This window comes from Planctomyces sp. SH-PL14 (assembly GCF_001610835.1).
Classification (GTDB): domain Bacteria; phylum Planctomycetota; class Planctomycetia; order Planctomycetales; family Planctomycetaceae; genus Planctomyces_A.
The window spans coordinates 7930065-7951363 of sequence record NZ_CP011270.1; the positions used below are offsets into that span (position 1 = coordinate 7930065).

Sequence of the window (21299 nt, forward strand, 5' to 3'; positions counted from 1 at the left end):
CCCTGGATCCGGGGATGAGATGCACCCCGCGTTAGCGCGGGCGGTCCCGCGGAAACTGCTCGCCGGCCAGGGCCCGCTTCACGAAGGCGCCCCAGAACGGCGTTGGCGTGTAGTCCCATCCCGTCAGCATCACCGGCGACGCACCCGGATGGAACGAGAACGCCGTCCAGTGCAGGCCGTGCTGCTGCATGAAGCCCAGCATGTCCGGAGCCCACGTGTACGGGTCCTCCTGGTTCTCCAGCGGAATGAAGTCCATCTTCTTGATGTCGCAGCCCACCTCCCCGACCAGCACCGGATGCTTCGCCGCGACGACGAGCACCTTCTCCTTCCAGTTCGACTTCCACGGATAGATGTGCGTCGAATAGATGAGGCCGTTCCCGCCCCGCTCGTCGAGCTCAAACCCCTTCGCAATCCCCGACAGGTCGTACGCCCAGTCGAGGCCCCCGGGGACGACGATGTTCTTCGCCCCGGTCTCGCGGACGGCATCGATCAGCTTCTGCATCCCGACCGACTGAAACCCCTTCGCGTTCTTGGCCTTCTCCTCGGGTGAGAGGAACGCGTCCTCATCGGCCGGCTTCTCCTTCTCGGCGATGAACCCGCCGTCCCGCCACACCTCCCACGACATCCCATGCGGCTCGTTGAACAGATCGAAGAGGACCGCCGGATGGTTCTTGTACTTCGTCGCGGCGGCGGTCCAGAACTCGACGTGCTCCGCCTTCGGTGCGCGGAAGCGGTGCAGATCGAGCAGCACGTACGCCCCGCGGTTGGCGACCATCGTGATCGCGTCGTCCACCAGCTTGCGGTACGCCGCCCCGCCGTCCGCCTGCTCCGGCTCGCGGCCGAACCAGTAGCTCTCCTTCACCGGGAGCCGGATGATCGTGCTCTTCCAGTCGTCGACCGCGACCTGGCACGACTTCAGGACGTGGTCGCCCCGCAGCAGGAACTCGAGGCTGACGACGTTCACCCCCTGCAGGACCACCGGTTTGCCGTCGGGCGTCAGGACCTTGTTCCCTTCGACGTGCAGCTCCGGCGGCCACTTGGCGCTGTTCGGCTCCTCGGCCGGCACGTTCGCCAGCCGCTCCTCTTCCGCCCGCCTGGCCGCCGCGGCGATCAGCGGGGCGGCGTCCGTTGGACGGACGGCGATGTCGTCGAGGTCGAGCGTCCCCTTCTCCACCTGGAACAGCGACGGCATGAACTCGAGCGTCACCGCCCCCTTGGGAATGAGAAACTTGGCGCTCTTATCGGTCCAGCCGCCAGAGTCCTTGCGGGCCGCCGGCGCGGCGGGGGACCCGGGCATCTGCTTTCCGGCCGCGTCTTTGAAGTGCATCATGATCCGCGCGTCGAACCACGGCATCTTGCCCGGCTTCAGATCGCTGACCCGCTGCCGCCATGTCAGCTCGACCGCCTCGACGTCGGCCGGGACGTCGATCAGCCGGTAGAGCATGACCGTCTCCCCGGGCTGCGAGGACTTCAGGCGGACGAAGTGGTTCTTCGCGTCCCCTTCCCCTTCGGTCTCCCAGGTGCCGTTCTTCGGCAGTCCCCAGTCGTCCGGTTTGCCGTCCTGTTTCTTCGCGTCGGTCTCGAAGCCGCCGTTCGTGACGAGCGAGCCGGTGGCGGCAAGGAGCTTGGCGGCCTTTCCGCTCCGCGCCGCGGCGTCGCGAGCCTGCTTGGCGGCGCGAGCGTCTGCGGCCGCTTTGGCCTCCGCCTCGATGGGGGCGGGATCGACGTTCCGCAGGGCCACGTCGTCGAGGTCGAGGGTTCCGGACTCGACTTCGAGCAGCGCGGGCATGAGTTCGAGCGTCTTGGCCTCGGCGGGGATGAGGAAGTGGATACTCCGTTCGACCCAGCCTTCGGTGCTTTTGCGGACGAACGGGGCTCCGGGGGCGCCGGGGAGTTTCTTGCCGGAGGCGTCGAGGAGGCCGAGCATGATGCGGGCGTCGTGGTGCGACTGTTTGCCCGTTTTCAGGTCGCTGACGCGCCACCGCCAGGAGAGCTCGACCGCGCGGGCGTCCGGCGGGAGGGGCTGGAGCTGGTAGTGCAGGACTGTTTGGCCGGCTTTGTCCGAGTGGAGGCGGAGGAAGTGGTTGTCGTTCTCCGTTTCCCAGGTCCCGCCCGACTTCAGCTTTCCCCAGCGATCCGGCCAGTGATCGCTGTCGGCGTCGGTCTCGAAGGTGCCGTTGGCGATCAGGTTGTCGGCGGCGGCGATCCGACCGGAGGCCAGCAGGACGAGGGCGATGAGGAGGGAGAGGAGGTGACGAAGTGGCATGGGTGATCCGAACGCGAGCGTAGCGCCAAGTGGAGTCAGAGCGATTCTAACGAAATGAATTCCACCAAAGTGATGAACGCGATCCTCTCACCGGGTCCAGGGGTACCCTGGTGGGGGATACATGGGGGCCTGTCCGCCGGGCACTGCCGGAAGCCTTGTGTGTCCAGACGCGGACGCTGCGTCGTATGCCCCCACATCAACCCGCGGGGGTTGCGCGTGGAGCGGTGAGTTCTGAACGCCGGTACCACAAAGGGACGTCCGTTGTGTCCCACGGTTCCGCGAGGGAAGTGCCTCCGGCGGCAAGGGGGCGAGGCCCCCTTGACCCCGGCTGCCGTGGCACGTTGGGTTTGAAGTAACACCGTCGTGCCGGCAAGGATGCTCATCGATACTCGATGTCATCGACGTAAAACGTCATCGGACCGTCCGGGGTCCCGATCCGCCACAGGAACCCGCTCTTGATCCGCGTCAGCTCCTTCTCGCCCAGGTCGATCGTGTACTGCTTCCACTCCGGCGTGAGCGTTACTTCGATCTCCCCCTTCGAGCTGTCGTGATACTTCCGCTCAATCCCCAGCAGCCCATACCCGAAGACCACCTTCTCTCCCCCGGACTCCCCCCGCGCCCAGAAGGTCAGCGCCTCCGCACCCGTCACATCGAACCCGCCCGGCTGCTCCCCCCAGTCATTCGCCGGATGCTGCCAGACCACGCTCCCCCAGCCCCCCTTCTTCTCGTACGACACCTTCAGGCAGGTCTTCCCGGAGTGCGGGGTCGTCGTCGAACCTTCGTCCATCGAGATCGACCCGGCGTCCCCCATCCAGCCCGACGGGATGTACGGCCCCTTCGCGTCGTCCGAGAGGACCGCGAACGGCAACTTCGCCGCCGGAGCCTTGATCAGCGTCTTGGGCCCCTTCACCTGGATCGGCAGCGATCCGACCGCCGCCCCTCCGTGGTCGTTGTGCAGGTAGCAGTACAGCCGGTAGATCCCGCCCGACATCGGCGTCTTCACGCGGACGGTCTTCCCGCCGTTTTCGCGGATGGCATCCGGATACTGCGGCGTCGCCTCCGCCCCGGTCCCCGTGACACCGTAGTTCCCCTGCTCGCTGTAGAGGGCCCAGTGGATCTTGACGTCCCCCGCGCCGGAACCGACTTTGACCTCGGCCTCGACCGTCTCGCCCGCCTTCACCTGATCGGGACCGGCCAGCTTGAGTGACTCCATCGCGGGGACGGGATGCTGCGGAGCCTTGCCCGACCACAGCTCCTGCATCGTGTCGACCGCCGCCAGCCGGTCGCCGTCGGGAAGGAACATCCCGAACCAGGTCGCGGTTGCCTCGATCTTGTGCCCCCAGGTGAAGGCATACGACCCGAGGCACAGCTCCGGCGCCCCGGTGACCGACTTCTCGTAGATCTCCCGATACGACTTCGCCTTGGCGGTGCTGGTCTGCTCGCTCGGGGCACCGAAGGCGTTGAGGGGAATCTCCCACGTCCCCGGCGGACCGAACTCCGTGATGATGTACGGCTTGGTCCCCCTGGCCTCGCGATACCGCTTCGCCAGCGACGGCCCGCCGCCGTACGTGTTGACGCCGATGATGTCGATGTCCGGGCAGAGCTCGTGGATCTGCTGCACCTTGTCCTTGCCGAGCTCCGCAATGACGGTCATGGTTGGGTGGTTCGGATCGATCTCATGGACCGCCCGGGCAATCTCCTGAATCGCCCGCCAGACCTCCGGCCCCTCGTTGTTGACCTCCATCTCGTTCCCGATCCCCCACACCAGGACCGCCGGATGATCCTTGTACGTCCGCACCGCCTGGCGGGCGTCTTCGAGCTGCTTCGCGACCGCCTGGGCGTTCGTGTAGTCGAACCCGTGCTCCTTGTGCCCCAGCCAGATCCCGACCGAAACGGTCAGCCCGAGCTTACGGGCCTCGTCCAGCTCCGCCGCGGTCTCGGCCCCGACGCCCCAGGTACGGAACGAGTTGCCGTCGCACTCCCGGAGGACCAACTTCGACCCCCCTCCTCCGCCCCCCTTGATGAAGTACGGCTGCCCGTCCCGCATCAGTTGCCAGCGGCCGTCCCGCTGGACGAGCGATGTCCTGATCGCCTGGGCGTGAAGGGACTGAGGGGCGAGGAACGGAGACGCGACGAGAAGGGCGAGGGATGCGAGAGCGAATCGCAACATGAGGGGCTGATCCGGGAAGTGGGTTCGACGGTTGTCGGCGATGAGTCGTCGGTTGCCGCCAGAACGGCGGGCGATGGGAAACGTTAACCGGAACTCAAGGTCGCTCTCTACACCGCGGATCGGCGGAGGATGTGCGTCCGAATCCGGTTCGAATTTGCGAGTGACTCTCATTCGGCGAGGACTGATCCCGGGTCCAGGGCAGGGGCCCTGGTGGGGGGTGCAGGGGGGGCAGCCCCCCCTGCCCGCCGGAGGCCGACCGTCGAGAACCGTTGAGAACGGGTTGTGTCCAGACGCGGCACGGCATCGCATGCCCCCTAACCTCTTTCGAGGGGCTGCGGTGACGAGTGGCGAGCAGGGGGTCCGTCGACGGAGCGTCTCTGTCGGGTCCGGTCGGAGGCGGCGGTGCGCGAAAAAATCGCCCCATTGTCAGGTGTCCGTTTCCGGCGGTCCGATCCCTCGGACTCGGGGCGCACGCTTCCCGCCTCCCTTGGCACTTCGGGAACGCGGTGTCGGACGCCCTTCTATCGGCACACGCCGGGTTCCGCCGGCTCGGACGCGAAAAAATCGCTCCATTGTCAGGTCCACCATCCGCGGAACGGGGCGGGGATCTCGTCGCCCCCCCTCAATCGGTACAAGAGGGTCCGGGGCTGACATTCCGACCGGCCAAGGAGAGCGACCGGCTCTCCTGTCAGCGGATCTCCCCTTCGCAAAATGGTGCCGGAACGCCCGAATCACCGTGATCTGGCTGCGTGACCTCGACGGCGGTAACGTCGTGCTGGCCAGCCCGAGGGAACAGTCGAGGAAACGCGGCGACCGAAGCGGAGGGGAATCGAATGCGCGAAGGCGAACACCCCGTGTATGTCTGCGATCAGGTCCGGGAGGTCGAACGACTCTATCGGGACGTGCTCATCGAGGCCGTCCGACGGCTTCCCATTCGCGACCAGCTGGACCGGCAGGCGAACCGACTCGTCGAGGGGCACCGGGCGGGCGACCGGGCGGTGGTCCCGCAGATCACCTGCTGGCATCCCGGGCTGGCGTGCCGTTCCGCCGACGACATCATGAGCAGCGTCTTCACGCTGGATGATGCCCGGCAGACCCTTGCCAGGGAGTATGGCTTCGCCGACTGGTCTCATGCGGAGGCCGAAGGGGTCGCCCCGCCGGACGCGGACTTTGAGCTCGCCGTGGAGACGCTGCTCCGCGGGGATGTCGAGACGCTCCGCGGGCTTCTCGCCGGCGATCCGTCGCTGGTTCACCGGAGATCGCGGTTCGGCCATCGTTCGACCCTGCTGCACTACATCGGCTCGAACGGCGTTGAGACGCACCGCCAGCGGGTGCCGCTCAACCTCGCGGAGGTCACCCGCCTGCTGATCGAAGCGGGAGCCGACGTGAACGCCACGGCCAGCATGTACGGCGGCGGCTCGACGGCGCTCGGCCTGCTGGTGACGAGCGACCATCCGGCCAAAGCGGGCGTCACCGCGGATGTCCGCAAGGTGCTTGTGGCGGCGGGGGCAAAATGAAAGTGAGCGGCGGCGCTTCGTCAAGGACATCGCTTTGCTACGACGCAGCCCCAGAGCCGGGGTCAAGGGCCCCAAGATCACAACACAGCCCCTTGCCGCCGGAGGCGTTTCAATGAGGAACGGTCCAAGCCATTACGGGCGTCGCAGGTCAACGGAAGAGTCCGCAAGCTACGCGCGGGTCACCCGGCGGATGGCAAGGCCACCGCGTTGGCCCGACAAGAAGAGCCCTGCCGCTCGGGAGCAAAAACGGATGGGTTCGACTCCGAACGAACATCACCCAACTTGGCGTGCTGGCACTGGGGCCAGCAGCGCTCAAACCAAGTCGGGCATCCAATCACCGCTGGCCCAGTACTGCCAGCGGGTGGCACCTGGCACTCCTCCCGGTTCCCGACAACATGGCCACACAAGGCTGTGGCCATGCCACCCTTCCGCCTCCGGACCTTGACTCAGCCGATTCCACGAGCCCGAAAGACTTGCTTGATCTCACGTTCGTCACGTCCCCCGAAATACAGTTGATTTGCTGCCAGAATATAGGCGGCCGAGTCCGCAAACGAACAACTCGTTGGCACGTAGTAGAAAAAGCCGATTGCAAGTTTATCGCCCTTCATCGGCCCAAACCGCTCTCTGAGCGCCCAAAGGCAGCTCGACCAGAACTCGATGGGGTTACTCGTGGCTGAGAGGACCTCGGAGTTGTCTAATCGCCGAAGAAACGGAGGTCGACCTCGTCTTGCTTCTCCTTTAGCATCCCAACTGGCAATTCCGGGCCTGAAACAGGGCCCCTTGACAGAGTCAAAGTGAGTTGCCGCGAAGTAGTCGCAAAACCCTTCAGCCATCGCGCGTGACTGTGAGTCTTGTCCGAAGCCGTGCACAACATAGTCGTGAATTGCGTGGCCATACTCGTGCAGGATTATCTCCGCATCTTCGCCGTCAGGCGTGTTCCCGTCGTAGGCCAATGTGATTGTCTTTGTCGCGGCACTGTACGATGATTCAGTGCCCACACCATATGGGTTGACCGGAACTGAGAATGGCGCAGCCGTCGCGATTCCTAAATCGCGCACCCGTCTCTGAGCTGCATCGATGTGGTAGTAAGCCATCACTTCGGAGAATCCCGCGTTCGACCGACGGACACGGAAGTCGCCGGATGGACGGTAGATCCGGCTTCCACGGGGGGCGGCAGCAGTAGTGACCCATGGACCGTCCAGGAACCCAGTCGGTCGCAAATCTCTTAGAACGACCTCCGAATAGAGACTCGTTGGAACTCCACCGGCCAAATCGAAATCCACGTTGTTTGCCATCACCATTGGATTCGGCGTGAACACGAGCCCCGTTCCGGAAAGATCAAACTGCAACCTTTCGGTATAGACAACCGCGCCTCCCCTCGCGTCGAGATACAAGTTATGTGGTGCGCCTTTAGTGTCGACCGAGGGAATCTTCCAAGTGGTCAGCGCAGACCGCCCCTGCCGAAGCATCGAAAGCCTCGGTTGCTTACAAATACTCCACCGACGATGCCGGACTCCGAAGACTCGCTCGGCGTCAGCTTGCGTAAGCCGATCTCCGCGAATCGGCACTGCAATGGAGCGCGCGTGCGCCTCCGGAATCCAGCGATTCGAGAAGGCCGCCACGTTTCCATCTAGGTCAAGGTCAATACGGAGCCATGCCTTACTTACTGGCCTCTCACACACCCGTTGTCGATACAAGAGGTGCTCTCCAGCAGGCCCGGTGATACGCTTCGGGCTGGAGCGCAGTACTTCCTTCGCATCAATCTGTAACCGTTCTCCCCATTTGGCAAAGAAGGCCCTCAAAGTCGCGATCTCAGTTCGCCGTGCTTTGGTGATGCAACGACCGAACGCGAATGATGGAACTCTTCGTGTTCCTGAAGTCAGAACGCACTTCGCATGCTCGACCGCACGGTCATTCCCGGGCATGATGCTTTGGCCCAAATGATTCATTCACAATGAGTGTAGCCTGCTGCGCAGCGCTAACCGATGTCAAGCGGCGAAACCAACCAAGAGGTGAGAAACCGGGCAAGATGGCGAAATTGACCATGCAAGGTCATCTCGGCTTTGCCCGTTGGACGCTGGGGTCTCAAGTTGGAATCTGAAAGTGTCGATCGTCTTCTTCGGGCTGTTCCACATATCGAGTTTGTGACGGTTGCGCCGACAGGGGGCCAGGTATGCGACGACTTCTACTCACTTGTTTGATCTGCGTTGTATCATTCTCTTGCACTCGTGTTGTGGTTCACAAGAACCCAACGGCAAAGGACAAGGGTGTTCGGTACTACAGACCGAAGCCTTACCTTTTTGTCTCACTGGACTCTGCCCCTGATGCAGGCAAGCCAGCGATCACAGCTACGACAACAATCAAGCAGGCTGCACCGCTTCAGTTCCAACAAATGACCGCAGATGTTGGCGGTGCCGGGCGCATTCAGCTCGCGTCGGGCAACGAGCCTCCAGCGCCACGACCTGGTCAGGCCCCGGAAACTGTCGAACATCCACCAGCACGCCCGGGCGGCGCCGTGCTTGATGGTACGAAACCTAAGATCTCGATCCAGATGATGTATATGCCAGATTTCGCGGAAGAATATTCAATCCAGTTGCAACCTGGACTTGGTATCGGTGAGCTTAACATAAAGCTTGACAATGGCTGGAACCTTACGTCAGTCGGAATAAAGACGGATCAGCAAACGGATGAAATCATCAAGAGCACGGCGGACCTCGTCAGCAGCCTTGGGAGCACATTCGGCGAAGGCGGCGGAAGCTCGAAAATGAGCGTTCTCGCCACAAATGTGCCGCTTGGCTTCTACGAAGCTGTCATCGCCACAGACCCTTGTGGTAGGAAGCAGTTGTACGGGTGGCGATATATTGGATTTATGCCCTTTCAAACGTGCCCCACTGATGCTTGCGGGATGCAAGCCGTATCGTGCAACGACCCATGTGCGATCTACGGCCTTGTCGTAGACTCAACTGGTGTGATGCGATTTGAGAGACTCGCGGACATACCTCATATGAAGCAACATACAACACTTGAGCCTCCGGCCTTCCGAACAATCGAAGAGATTCCACTCCGGCCGTAACAATGAGGATGCCGACGTGAATTCGCTCTGTCGCTGACAGAAGCGTGTTCCCCGCGCGAGTTGCAAAGAGCGCGACGGCCCAGCGGATCGGGTGGCACGCAACGCCGGCGGGGTGGCTGGGGCTCGACTAACGGGAAGCCCCGGCAAGCGTTCCCGATCGTTCCCTTTGCGAACGCGCGTATCAGGAGACCTGTCCACTCGCGCCCCGTCGCCACTCGGGCCGGGGTATCGCAAAGTCTCCTGTCCCCCGGCCACGTCATCCTTCACCTGCCGCGAACCCACCGGGGAGGAGTGAACGCAGCGCGGGCCTTTCTCGACGGCGACGAGCCACTGGCTCGGGACATTGGCGCGGCGGGGTGGCTGGGACGCACACCGGCCATACCTCCGGAAAACGCGAGACGGCCCCAGCCGATGGGAGATCGACGGTTATCTTTCGAGGACTGGGACCAGGAGTGCGGCCCTTCATGAGCGCTGACGTCACGATCGCCGCCCGATCTCACACCGCGCTGGTCCAGCGCTCCAGCTACCCTGCCTATCCTGAACGCGAAAACTGACCTGAAGCAAGATCGAGTGGTCTGCCACCTTCCTTTCCTCGCGGGCCTGTGATCATGTCCAAACCTCGCTTCACAACCATCGGATTTCTTGTGGCTATTGTTGTTGTAGGCCTCGGCTGGTTGATCGAGAGGCAGCGGAGACGGGAAGCCGAGCGTCGATTGACGATCACTCAAGTCAGTGCCGACTCACAACAGAGGCTCGCCAGTCAAGGGGAGATGGAACTGCGGAAGAGCAGAGGCCAGCTCAAGAGCAGCCAGTAGGAATTGAACGCCGTCTTGGCGGCCTTCCTCGGGCAGACTGAGTACCTGGAGTTCCCGGATCGAGCGCCGCCGATTCGAGAACGACTACTGGAGCTCAAGAGGGATCTTCGGACGCGCCCGCTCATGACTGAGGAAGAGTTGAAACGAACTCTCGTCGCGCCCTCCGCTCCTCCTCCAGGTCCAAAGTGACCCGATCGACAGACCGGGGGGCATGGCCACCCCGCCGGAGAGACGGCAGGGTGGCTGACGCGCACATCGATGAAGTCTCTGGAGAACGTGCGACGGGCCGATGACGACCAGTTTCCGAGGACGGGAGCCATGGAAGCCGACCTTCCATGAGCGCAGACGTCACGATCGCCGCCCGATCTCGCACCGTGCCGGTCCTCCGCCCCATCCACCGTGCCGCTGCTGGTGACTGTCCCAAGCGTCGACTACAAACAGACCGATCAAGGTTTACGTCTCTTCTCCGAGGAAGCGATCAAGCCGGTAGGAGGGTGGCTGATGTGTTCTTACAACACGTGGAGCGTGTTCGTTTGCCTGGTCTGCACCAGCGCGGCCGCGCAAGAGCCCGCGGCCCGACCGACGCTGAAGTGCTTTCAACAACCGCCCGTCACCGAGCTGGCGCTTAAGTGGGAGACGCGTCGCTGCAAGTGGATCGCCTTGCCCGGCCTCACCCTGAAGCAGGACGACGCATCCGTCGAAACGGTCGCCGAGCACGTCTACACCAGCAAGGGGCAAGTGTATCGCTACAACCTCGCCCAAAGACGCCTCGAAGCTCTTGTTGTCTCCAATGAGGATGGCTCGGCGGCGCCGATGATCGCTCTTGAGGCAACCGTGATCCCTGAGGCGAAACCCTCGACTCGGGGGGGTAGTGTTCGTTGCGGCCGTAGACGGGGGATACGGCTGGGGCGGGTTTGATGTTGAAGACAAGTGCGTCACCTACTGCAAGGACGTCGACGTTCGTCCAGAAAGCGAAGCCTTCGTTAAGCGGTATTTGGAACAACTGCAGAGGTGAGGCGCCGGGGCGACAACATCATCAGCACACGTGGAGGCGCATCACCGTGCGAGTCTTTAATGAGCAGACTCTCGACATGCTTCGCAACGCCGGATGGAGTGAGCACCGCTACGTCCCTCTGTATGACTTCATCAAGAACTCGCCGATCCTGTTTCCTCTAGCAAGGTCAATCCTGATTCAATTTGACGGCTTACAAATCGGAACAAGCGGCGCGGGAGTGGATTGTGCGGCGAGCGATATCAAATTCGACTCATGGCCAGTTTACGATTCTGCCAGCGAAATGGAGGAGTTGTGCGCTGCCAATGGGAAACTGTTCTGTCCACTTGGATATTGCCACTGTGACCACGGGCTCGTAGTCATCGACGAAGAAGGAAAGGTGTTCACCTTTTATGATAGCCTCCGTCTCATGGGCTCCTCTTTCGAAGAAGGTATACAGAACATCCTTGACGGCCGAAGTCCCCGCTGAACGGAGATGTCGTGAACAGTCTTTGCTGATCCGGCGGGCCGGTTGGGGCGCACGTCGGGGAGGTCTCCGAAGACCGCGAGACCGATCCAGGCAATGGGCTTGTGCCCCTACATCGGCAATTCGATCTTCAGACGATCCGACAGGAAGTCGTACTCCAGCATCTCCGCTTCCCGGCAGAGTTCGGCACGAATCACGATCCGCGCGTTGACGTCGCGACTGAGGAGCGGGAGTCGTGGGAACAGCTGCTGCAATGTGTCGTTCCGTGGATCCTGCATCAGCCCCGCCGCATTCAGCCGCCGCAGCGACGGGGGGGCGAGAACCCGCATGTCCACCCCGACCAGGTTGACGCACCTCAGATCGAGAGCCTCAAGCTGGTGCAGACTTGAGAGGTGAGCCAGTCCGGGCTGAGTCAGTGTTGGCGGAGCGTTGTACACATTCCTTTCACCGAGACAGAGAATGCGGAGGCGTCGCTGGAGCGGTTCCTGTTTTGCGATTGCCTCGAGGCCGGCGTCCGTGACCAGAGTGCGGCGGAGGTTCAGTTCCGTCAGATTGGGGAGACGAGGGAGTACGCTGAGCCCCTGATCGCTCACGAGGTTCTCATCGATCGACAAGGATTGCAGGTGCGGTAGCGACGGGAGCGTCGAGAGAATGTCATCTGTCACGCCTGCGGAGCCGAGATCGAGAACCTGCAGGACCGGACAACTTGCCAGTTCGCTCAGGGAGAGCTCGGGGGCTGCCTGAGCGATCCGCAGGCAGCCGAGCCGCGGCAACGCAGCCAGATGGGCCAGGCCCGGCCCGCGAAGATGTCTCGAGTGGAGTTCCAGAGCCTCCAGATTCACCAGCCGCGTCAGCAGACGGAGCCCCTCGTCATCAAAGTCTCCCGCCAGCGACAGTCTCCGCAGGTCCCGCAGCTGGCCGATGTGCCGCAGCGTCTCGTTGGTGAAGGCTCCGTCGAGCTTCAGCGAGAGCAGGCCGGGCGCTGTCGCCAGGACGTCCATCCCGTCGTCGGTCAGGAGGTCGCTGGAGAGAGACAGCTCTCGAAGCGGTTTCATCTGCCCGAGCGGCTTCAGCGCTGCCGCGGAGAATGGCGGTCGACGATCGGGCCACGTTGTGGGACTTGAGCGATGGACGCCCGAAAAGAGCCTCAAGACCTCCAGTTCCAGTAACGAATCGAGGCAAGCGAGGTCTTCGTTCGTGACGTCTCCATCGTGCTCCAGGGATTCCAGCCGCGGGAGACTCCGGATCCTGTTCCAATGGTCCGCGCACAGGCCCTGCCCGTACACCGCGCGGACGTCCTCGGTCTCTGGGAAGTCTGCCGCGTCCTCGTCGATGCCGATCCCCAGTGTGAAGCCGCCTCCTGTCTCCAATGGAAGGGGCAGGAGCGAATATCTCAACAGGCAGTTTCGATCCGACTGATCGTCTGCGGCGGGTTTTGAGCTCCTGGCATCTCCAACAGACAGAACAGCGGGATGTCCCTGTGACGGCGAGCGGACGTCCGGCGCCCGAGACAACTCGGCTGGTCCGCTTTCGGACGTCTTCGACAGCCCTTGCCAGGCCAGAATCAACACGACGATGCAGGCGGCCACCATACCGATGGCTGGAGCGACCGACGGTCTTTTCGAGCGATGCGGCACGTCAACTCCTGGCGAACATATTCCGAGGAGGCAGCCGGAGCTCCGGGCTCACGCCTCGAACGAGTCGTGACGCGACGGAACGGGACCGGCGGCTTCAAAGTCGCTTTGGAAAAGTCTCCCAGGGGCCCTCTTCGACTTTCGTTACCTTCCGCGTCTCGATGTCGACCCACACGGTGGCCTGGAACTCCCCCGTCTGATCCGTCAGCTCCAGCAGGACTTTCTTCCCGGCCAGCTCAGCCCGCACGATCTTTGGCGTGCCCCCCTGGGAACTCAATGGGCCGTTGGTGAACATCCACGGGTTCTTGATGGCGGGTCGCAGCCGCGTCACCGTCGCTTCCCGATCCTTGCGATCGACGGGGTGGATCGCATTCCGCAGGTCGGTCCCCGTGACGTTCCGTTCGAAGTCCGCCGCGATCTCAGGGGCCTCTTTCTGCGCGCCCTTTACTCCCCTGCCCCCGCCGCCGCGCCCGGGGCTGGTCAAGAGGCTCTCGCACCAGATGAGGCTCCCTCCCAGGACGTGAAAGCCAACGATCCCGGTCTCGGTCTCCAGATAGAGATCCTGTTCCGGTCCCACCCACGAAGTTCCGGATGCGGGTGCGACGAGGGCCACGACGGGAATCGTCGTCGATCGCCCCTCGTCATCCAGTTCGTAGATCGCCCGCCTGGCGTTCACCGTCTCCGGCCCTGGCCGGCCCGGACGAAGCAGTTCGACCTTGATGTCCTTCCAGGTCTCTTTGATGGACTTCGTCATCCTGCCGGGAGAGCTTTGAGTTCCGGCGGACGGGGCCGGTTTCCCTTCATCCGGGAGCTGAGCGTCGCACGGCGAAGAGAGCGACAGGAGGAGCACAAGGCCAGCAGCCAGGCGATCCGTCGGCATGGGGCACCTCGATCCGGAATGGGGGTGGTCGTCGCGTCGAACTTCGTCTCGCCGTCGGGTGGGGTGACGCGCCCGTAGCTTTGCGCTGTCTCCACCCCGCGATTGTCTCGCGCAAGGGGATCGCCTTCCAGGCGGTGGGGAACCTTCGGCGACCTCGGCCCCCTCCCGCCCCCGCGCAGAATGACCGCGGCGGCGATCTCGTGGTATAACGTCCTCACTCCAGCGAGAAGGGCGTCAGGGCATGAGCGGGTCGCGTCAGGTGCATTCCCATGCACCGGGTCAGCGTCCAGTCCGATCCGTCGCGCAGTGGCATGAACTCCCCCGGACTTCGCCACAAGCCTACGCAATGCCTCCCCGCCGGCAGGACGGCCAGGACACCTACAGGACCTCAATCGAAATGAACCGCGCCGCACTTTTCACCTTTTGTCTCCTGGCCGGCTGCGGCCAGGAGGCCGTTCCCCCTCCTGCTCCCTCTGCCCCTCCCCAGCCCGTCGCTGTTCCCGCGAACGCGCCGTGGGCGGTCCCGAATCGGGACGTCACCCGGCCGAAGTCTCGGCGCCTGAACGCGACCGACATCGCCCTGGATGGGGCGCTTCCGGGGGTGATGACGTTCACGCAGTTTCGGGAGCGGTATCCGGACGCGGAGGGGGGTGAAGACGAGAGGGGATTTCAGGTCTGGAGACGTGCCACGACGTTTGCCGGCGCGGAGGCGAAATCGAGTTACCTGTTCATGGACGGAGTCCTGTTCCAGGCGGCTCTCCAGTCTCCGGCCACCGACAAAGTGGCGGACGCGCTGCAGGAACGATTCGGAGAACCGAGCGAGCGGATCACCGAGGTGACGAGGCTCTGGGAGGGGCCGGGGGTTGGGGTCCTCCTGCAGGGGAACGGCGACCGCGGCGTCGTCGTGTACTTCACGGACGTGAAGTTGAAGAGCGAAGCGGACCGTCGCGAAGTGGAAGCCGCCCGACGCAAGCGAGAGCGACCGCTCGAGCCGCGAGACGATGGGAAATCGAAACCGAAGTAGCACGGGTCCGACGGGCTGTTCCCGGCGTGACGGTGCGACATACCCGTGGCTCTTCGCGGGCACGGAAGAGTTCTCGCGCCCCCTGCTCCCACGAACATGGCGGCGCAAAGGATCGGTCCATGCCACCTCGCCGCCGGCGACGGAATGACCTCGGCGGCGTTCTCGTGGTATAAGGCCTTCACTCCAGCGGGAAGGGCATCAGGGCATGAGCGACTTTGCGGAGCGGCCCCGGACGAAGAAGAAGACCTCCAAGGGGAAGAAAAAGAAGGGGGCGTCGGGGGGCAACGTGGCGGGGACCCTCGCGGCGATCGTGGTCCTGGGAGGGATCGTTGCCGGGGCGATCGCGCTCGGGCAGTACCTGAGCCGGCCTCCCGAGCTGCAGCCGATCGCCAGGTCCCCCTGGCCCCCGCCGGCGGAGATGCCCCGCGAGCAGCTCTTTGGCGATCATCCCGGCGAAGCGGTCGTGCCTTACGAGAGCTCCAACTACGGTTTCCCGCTGCGGCGGCGGTTCTGCGACCCGTGGATCCGGCTGTCCAACGTGCGGTCCGACCCACCGAAGTCGAGCGAGCGGGAGGTGAAGTTCGATCTCGAAGTGGTCACCCCGGCCCCCCCGGGAATCCGGGCGCAGCTCCATATCGAGTTGCCGCCGCAGGCGGGCGAGGGAAATCTGGCCATGCCGTTTTCCTTCCACCTCTACCGGATCGGCGGCCTGGAGGAGGCGCTCCGCAGGGGCCGCGGAACGGTGACGCTCCAGATCCCGACGGACCGGCCCGGGAAGGACGGGCCGCTGACTCTCGACGGGATGGAGATCTACATGCTGACGATCATTTCGTCGGGCAGTTTCCCGCGACAGCCGCAGTTCAAGGTCTCGCCGTCGGTGTTCTTCGGAGGGGGAGGCCGGCTCCACTCCCCGCGGGAGTGGACGGAGGAGGAGGTCGGCCTGATCACGGGCCGGACGAAGAACACGCCCAGTCCCCGGCAGGTTCCGTAGCCCAGGCCGCGGACCGATCCGGGGTCAACTCGCCCTCTCCCCGGCGATACGGAACGGGTGTTCGCGAAACGGTCTTTGAGGATGCAAGTCGTCCAGTGGCCCGGTGGAGCGCCCGGCTCCGCGTTGTTCTTGGCGCGTTGACGGAGTGACACGCTCAGTCTGCACTTCGTCGCGAGAGGACGTCATCCGGGAGAGAAACCGCCCGATTCCTCGGAGTCGGCGAAGACGGTCCCGCAGTGCGGACAGGTAACGGGCTCGCCGTCCGGCCCGATGGCGGATGGCGGGACGCGCTCCCCGCAGTGTCCGCAGGAGCCCGTGAGGCGCGGGCTGGGGGGCCTGTAGTCCTTCGGCAGCTCTTCGAACCGCTGAAGGATCTGCCGCGCGCCGAGAAGTTTTCGGTGCTTGAGGCGGACGTATTCCATCAGCGGAAAGACCCGCTCCACGAGGGGCTCGTTCTCCCGCCACCAGTCCGACCACGGGGGGACGCTCGCCGGGCTGGCGATCGCCCGCCGGAAATAGGCGAGGCACTCCTCGATCTGCGCTTCCCGCTGCTCTTCGGGTTGTTCGACGTGCTCGTCTTCCATCCTGTCCGCGCCTCTGCTGGTGGGCCGCCCCGTCCCCCGGAGCGGCTCCCCGTCCACCATATCAGGTCGCGGGGCCGGCGTCGGAATCGGAGCCCCCGGGAACTGTGTCTGGGGGGAGGCACTGAATGGTGGCTTGTCCCCCTCGCTCGAATGGCGTCCTTGCCGGCACGACGTGGCTACTTCAACCCCAACGTGCCACGGCAGCCAGGGGGCAAGGGGGCCACGCCCCCTTGCCCCCGGAGGCACTTCCATGAGGAACCGTGGTCAGCAACGGATGCCCCCTTTGTGGAACCGGCGATGAGGACTCGCCGCTCGCTCTGGAATCCTGGCGGGTTGGTGAGGGGGCAGACGACACGTTGTCCGCGTTTGGACACTCACTCCTTCAGATATCTCTCGACGGCCAGGCCTCCGGCGGGCAAAGGGGCGTTGCCCCTCTGCACTCCCCACCAGGGTGCCCCTGGACCCGGTTGGCCAGTATCAGGCGACCATCAGTCGGCGAATGCACTCACCGTGCCCTGAGTACAGTTCGGCCACCGGACTCGGCCGCCACGCCTCTCCCGCTTACCGAAGAGACCTTCATGCCGGGCGGTCCTGGCTCTCACCGGCGCTCGGCACGCCCTGGCACTCTCCCAGCCATCGCAGGAGCTGAGCCCCCCCGTCCTTGGGCTCGGTCCGCACGTTGTGCCAGGTCACAAAGGCCTCCCCGTTCGCCCCCACCATCACCAGTCCGGTGAGCGCCTTGGCCCGCTTCATCGCGTCGAGCGCCTGCTGCGGCGACTGGGCGATCGGACCGCCGACGTTGAGCGACGTATTGACCGAGACCTCCGCGCCGACGAGCCGCCCCATCGCCTTCAGATAGCGATAGACCAGCGGGTGGATCCCTTCCTGCACGATCTGAATCCGGCAGGTCCCGTCGCGATGGACGACGGCCGGAATCTTCTCGTAAGCGAGCGGACGGGCCATCGCCGTCAGGACCATGTAGCGATAGGCGTTGTACTCGTCATCCGCCGCGCCGGGCGACAGCTCGAAGAACCGCTCCGCCTGCTCGAGCGTCACCATCGGCGCGAGCGGCCGGATCAGCTCCCGGAACTTCACCCGCAGGTTGATGTTGCTCAGGGTCTCCGGGTTGCAGGGATTCGCCAGGATCGACCGCTGCCCCAGCGCCCGCGGGCCGGTCTCGGCCGGCCCCTGGAACAACCCCAGCACGCCGTCCCGGGAGATCACGTACGCCATGAACTCGGCGACGAGGTCCCGTCCGGCCGCCGTTTCGATGGTCCCCAGCGGACGGAAGTCGATCTCCGGATCCTCCTGGATCGCCGCCCGGATCGCATCGGACGAGGAGGCGACTCCGCAGTACGCCGCATGCTGCAGCGGCGGTCCCGGACGCACTCCCGCCCGCAGCGCCGCGCTGTACGCCGCGCCGATCGTCACCCCCGCGTCTCCCGGGGTCGGCGGGACCCACAGGCGGAGCCGCGTCTCGCGGTTGAGATTCCGCTCGTACCAGCCGTGGTCGTACCGGTCGAGGATCTGCATGTTGACCAGGCCGTTCAGCGCGGTCCCCCCCGAAAGGACCAGCTGGTCGCTCCCCGTCGTGCGGATGAGGTGATCGACGATGTGGAACAGGGCGTCTTCAAACACCATCTGCGTGGCGGCCGCCAGGTCGACCCGCGACCGCGTGATCTCGGAGTGCTGGACGTTCTCCACGTTCAGGATCGCGTCGGGGTTCCACATCCGCTCGCGGGGAATCGGCGGACCGATCATCTCGGTCAGGGCGGCGGTGTACGGTTCAATGGCGCCGGCGTTCTGCCAGTTCGCGAGCCGCCGGTTGACGAAGACCCGCCCCTCGGACTCGAAGTGCAGGATCTCGCGCAGCCGCCGGTAGTACGGGTTCGTCAGGCGGTCCCGGTCTCCCCAGGCGACCGCTCCCATGTACCGCCCTTCGCTGCTGAGAGTCGTCCACCCCCCTTGCGTCGAGCTGATGACGGAATAGAAGACCCCCAGCGAGTCCGCCAGGCTTCCGTTGCTGTAGAGATGACTCAGCGTCCCGTTCTCGCCGAGGTAGTGGGAGACCGACCCGGCGTCTCCCCAGCCGTCGATGACGGTGATGATCGTCTTGCCGGGGCCGCGGGCGAAGGGGGAGGCCGCGTAGGCAAAGGAGGCGTGGTTCTCGTGATGCCGCATCATGAGCAGCGGCGGGAAGGGATCGAGCCCCAGTTGCCGCGAGAGCCGCCGCGGACTCATCCGGGCTTCATAGCCGCGCTCCATGAAGTCCCAGTCCGGGATGCTCCCTTTCCGGCAGAGCTTCCAGCTTCGCGGGAACTCCTCGCAGAGTCCGCGGAGGGCCATGGGGGGGCAGCACGAGTAATCCCAGCTGGTGGTCCAGAGCGCGACGTCCGCGGGGGTCAGCCCGAGATCCGCAAGCCGCCGCGCGAGCTCGCCGATCGCCCGCTCGGGGTAGTCGGCGCAGTGCTTGGTCCCCGTGAAGCGTTCCTCTTCGTCGTTCGAGATCAGCACGATCCCGCCCGCCTGCGACACCTCGACCAGCGAGACCCCGGCGTTGTGCCCGGAGACCCCCAGGCCGACGACGTAGCACGTCTCCCCCCGCGCGAGGCGGTCCTGAAGCCGCCGCAGCTCCTGCTGAGCCACGACCGAGCCGGCCGTGTGCATGCCGCAACCGGCAAATCGGCGACGGAAGAGCGGCTCCGCCAGCCGCTGAACGAACCGGCCGAAGCGGGGATGGGAGGGTCCGGATCCGCCGTAGATGTTGCCCATGGGAGAGGTCCGTCCGATGAGGAGAAAGGAGTGGTTGGGCGGACTCTCCCCGCCGCGACGCGATCGCAGGACGTCCGGGCACGTCCCATGCCTCAGCACGCTTTCGCCCGTCCCTCATTCGGACTGGACGTTGTTCCGCCCCGTGTCGCTCAAGGGTGATCGGGCTACTTTGTTCCAAGCCACTCGGCAGACGGCGGAAACAACGAGATCCCAACTTACGTCGCAAATCGACCTGCCACCAGCATCGGGTCGCGAGGAAGCGGTCGAGCAGGGGAATCCGCCAGAGTCGAGAGACGACCAGGAAATCCCTGGGCCGCCCTGGCGCCTTTGGAGCCCGGCATGAACATCTGTCCCCGCCAGACGGGCTGGCCTCTTCAGAAGTAGACCTGGAACCGCGTCCAGAACAGGTCGCTGTGACGGTGCGTCCGTCCCGGAGCAAACGCCACCGGACGGTGATACTGCGAATGCTGCCAGTCGAACAGAACCTTCACGTACTTGTTGAGATACCAGTTCACCCCCGCGTCCACCGTCTCCACGCGGTTCGTCCACCGCGCCGGATCCGCCAGTCCCGCCGTGAACACCCGCTCGTCGACCTCAAAGTGATCGAACCGGGCCTGCAGCTCGATCGCCCCGCAACCCCGCTGCCCGCTCCCGGGCGCAAAGGGCCGCAACGGCTCGACGAACGTCCGCCGCTCCACCGTCTCCCCGGTCAGGAAGTAGCCCCCCTGCAGATGCCACCCCTGCGTCGGCAGCCGGATGTTCCCGGACGTATTGTCGAAGCCGTACGAGTTGGAGCCCCCGTCGATCGCCGCCAGCAGGGACAGCTGTTCGTAGTACCAAGCGGCATGGACTTCCCACAGCTCGCGCAGGCCACGCTCCAGGACGTCCGGCTCGAATCTCAGAAACGTCGGCACCCCCTCGATCGTCCCGGCACTCTCCGTCGCACTGGCGGACGTGCGGAAGGCGATCGGCAGCGGAAACTGATTCTGACGGCCGTACGCGAACGACGCCCCCAGGTTCAGGTGGCGGAACGCCTCCCAGCCCTCGACGTTCCGCAGCGGGCGGACGTTCAGGTACCCCAGCAGGTCCTTGTCGGCGTTGTCGTCGAAGTACGAGTTTCGCGCGCCGTTGACGACCGCCAGGGCATAGTCGACTTCGTCTTGGAGCAGTTCGCCATGGAGCATCAGGGCGAAGTTCCGGTTATAGCCGTAGTTGAGCGCGAAGACCGACCGCTCCGGTGAGGACAGGAACTGGTTGCTCAGGGCGTACCAGTCGTAGGTGTAGGGAACGCGGAAGCGGCCGACGCGGAATTGAAGCCGCTCATCGGTCTTGAAGTTGAGGTACGCGTCAAGCAGGTCGAGGCTGCCGAGCCCCTTGTTGATCGAGACGTTGTACTCGATCGGCTCGGTCAGATGGCCGTTGAAGATCAGCCGCATCCGCGGGACATAGAAGCCGACCTGGTTGACCGGATCGGGATGCGGATCGCCGTAGGCCCGGATGTCGAGCTGCGTCTCGTTGTGGAACTGGAGCTCGTACTCCCCGTCGCCGGTCTCCCACCGGAAGCCTTCGTCGAAGACCCCCTTGAGCGCCTGGGGATCCGCCTTGCGGGTCACGGGCTCGTCGCCGCGGATGTCGGACGGCTGCGAGTCCAGCGCGGGGAACGCGCCCGGTGCCCCGCCGGGAGCCGGCGGACCGGTCATTGCGGCTGCAGGAGCCGCCTCGATCTGCTCGCGGAGGAGGGCGTTCTCCTGCTCGACCGCGGAGACCTTCTCCGCAAGCCGGCGGTTCGTCGCCTCGAGGCGGTCCAGCCGTTCGGCCACGTCCGGCACCGCGATATCCGGCACAGCAGGCGGCGACTCCGGCGACTCCTGGGCGGCCGCGGTGTCGACAAGGCTCAGGCACAGAATCACGGTCCAGACCCCTGCCGAAACCGCTCGTCCGAAAGTCCATCTGCAGAAACTCAGACCGACACGTTTTGACGACGGGCAGTGGAACAATGGGCTGGAACCGGGCATGCGGGGAACTCCCTTCAATATGGAGAGCCACCCTACGCACGATCTTAACAATCAACAAACACCCGCCCGGCGATCTTATG

Annotated in this window: 15 protein-coding genes; 7 read left to right on the forward strand and 8 right to left on the reverse strand. The window is 64.5% G+C overall.

Annotation, left to right across the window (positions count from 1 at the left end):
* Positions 1–31: 31 nt before the first annotated feature.
* Positions 32–2266: a glycoside hydrolase family 5 protein gene (locus VT03_RS30565; RefSeq protein ID WP_075096500.1), complete on the reverse strand. Its 2235-nt coding sequence runs from the start codon at positions 2264–2266 to the stop codon at positions 32–34.
* A 379-nt stretch (positions 2267–2645) separates the two neighbouring features.
* Entirely contained in the window at positions 2646–4436 is a 1791-nt protein-coding gene (locus VT03_RS30570) for a glycoside hydrolase family 2 TIM barrel-domain containing protein (protein ID WP_075096501.1), read from the reverse strand.
* Between the two features lie 833 nt (positions 4437–5269).
* On the opposite strand from VT03_RS30570, the gene VT03_RS30575 reads away from it, so the two are divergent.
* Complete coding sequence (locus VT03_RS30575; protein WP_075096502.1) at positions 5270–5953, forward strand: hypothetical protein; 684 nt, start codon at positions 5270–5272, stop codon at positions 5951–5953.
* Between the two features lie 446 nt (positions 5954–6399).
* On the opposite strand, the gene VT03_RS33925 is transcribed toward VT03_RS30575, so the two are convergent.
* The gene (locus tag VT03_RS33925; RefSeq protein WP_156514869.1) at positions 6400–7422 is read right to left on the reverse strand and encodes a hypothetical protein; all 1023 of its coding nucleotides are present in this window, start codon (positions 7420–7422) and stop codon (positions 6400–6402) included.
* 764 nt (positions 7423–8186) lie between these two features.
* Here VT03_RS33925 and VT03_RS30580 point away from each other — a divergent pair.
* The 3 genes from VT03_RS30580 to VT03_RS30595 all read left to right on the forward strand — a co-directional run bounded on the left by VT03_RS30580 (position 8187) and on the right by VT03_RS30595 (position 11322).
* Positions 8187–9026, forward strand: coding sequence for a hypothetical protein (locus VT03_RS30580; protein WP_156514870.1), 840 nt, complete (start codon positions 8187–8189; stop codon positions 9024–9026).
* Positions 9027–10240: 1214 nt separating this feature from the next.
* The gene (locus tag VT03_RS30590; RefSeq protein WP_075096505.1) at positions 10241–10759 is read left to right on the forward strand and encodes a hypothetical protein; all 519 of its coding nucleotides are present in this window, start codon (positions 10241–10243) and stop codon (positions 10757–10759) included.
* Entirely contained in the window at positions 10759–11322 is a 564-nt protein-coding gene (locus VT03_RS30595) for an SUKH-3 domain-containing protein (protein WP_082846658.1), read from the forward strand. The genes VT03_RS30590 and VT03_RS30595 overlap by 1 nt, the downstream gene beginning before the upstream one ends.
* 107 nt (positions 11323–11429) lie before the next feature.
* Here VT03_RS30595 and VT03_RS34440 read toward each other — a convergent pair whose 3' ends face one another.
* Entirely contained in the window at positions 11430–12374 is a 945-nt protein-coding gene (locus tag VT03_RS34440; protein WP_197489127.1) for a hypothetical protein, read from the reverse strand.
* Positions 12375–12575: 201 nt separating this feature from the next.
* Here VT03_RS34440 and VT03_RS34445 point away from each other — a divergent pair, with 201 nt between their 5' ends.
* Positions 12576–12758, forward strand: coding sequence for a hypothetical protein (locus tag VT03_RS34445; RefSeq protein ID WP_197489128.1), 183 nt, complete (start codon positions 12576–12578; stop codon positions 12756–12758).
* A 292-nt stretch (positions 12759–13050) separates the two neighbouring features.
* On the opposite strand, the gene VT03_RS30605 is transcribed toward VT03_RS34445, so the two are convergent.
* Positions 13051–13833, reverse strand: a complete 783-nt coding sequence (locus tag VT03_RS30605; protein WP_156514872.1) for a hypothetical protein — start codon at positions 13831–13833, stop codon at positions 13051–13053.
* Between the two features lie 397 nt (positions 13834–14230).
* Here VT03_RS30605 and VT03_RS30610 point away from each other — a divergent pair, with 397 nt between their 5' ends.
* Both VT03_RS30610 and VT03_RS30615 read left to right on the forward strand, forming a co-directional pair.
* On the forward strand, positions 14231–14857 hold the full coding sequence (locus tag VT03_RS30610) for a hypothetical protein (protein WP_156514873.1): 627 nt from the start codon (positions 14231–14233) through the stop codon (positions 14855–14857).
* Between the two features lie 205 nt (positions 14858–15062).
* Complete coding sequence (locus VT03_RS30615) at positions 15063–15848, forward strand: hypothetical protein (protein ID WP_075096510.1); 786 nt, start codon at positions 15063–15065, stop codon at positions 15846–15848.
* A gap of 182 nt (positions 15849–16030) precedes the next feature.
* On the opposite strand, the gene VT03_RS30620 is transcribed toward VT03_RS30615, so the two are convergent.
* The 3 genes from VT03_RS30620 to VT03_RS30630 all read right to left on the reverse strand — a co-directional run bounded on the left by VT03_RS30620 (position 16031) and on the right by VT03_RS30630 (position 21114).
* The gene (locus VT03_RS30620) at positions 16031–16432 is read right to left on the reverse strand and encodes a hypothetical protein (protein ID WP_075096511.1); all 402 of its coding nucleotides are present in this window, start codon (positions 16430–16432) and stop codon (positions 16031–16033) included.
* 576 nt (positions 16433–17008) lie between these two features.
* A complete protein-coding gene (locus VT03_RS30625) occupies positions 17009–19204 on the reverse strand; it encodes a carbamoyltransferase (RefSeq protein WP_075096512.1) in 2196 nt (731 codons plus the stop codon).
* Positions 19205–19578: 374 nt separating this feature from the next.
* A complete protein-coding gene (locus tag VT03_RS30630) occupies positions 19579–21114 on the reverse strand; it encodes an OprO/OprP family phosphate-selective porin (protein WP_075096513.1) in 1536 nt (511 codons plus the stop codon).
* Between the last annotated feature and the right edge of the window lie 185 nt (positions 21115–21299).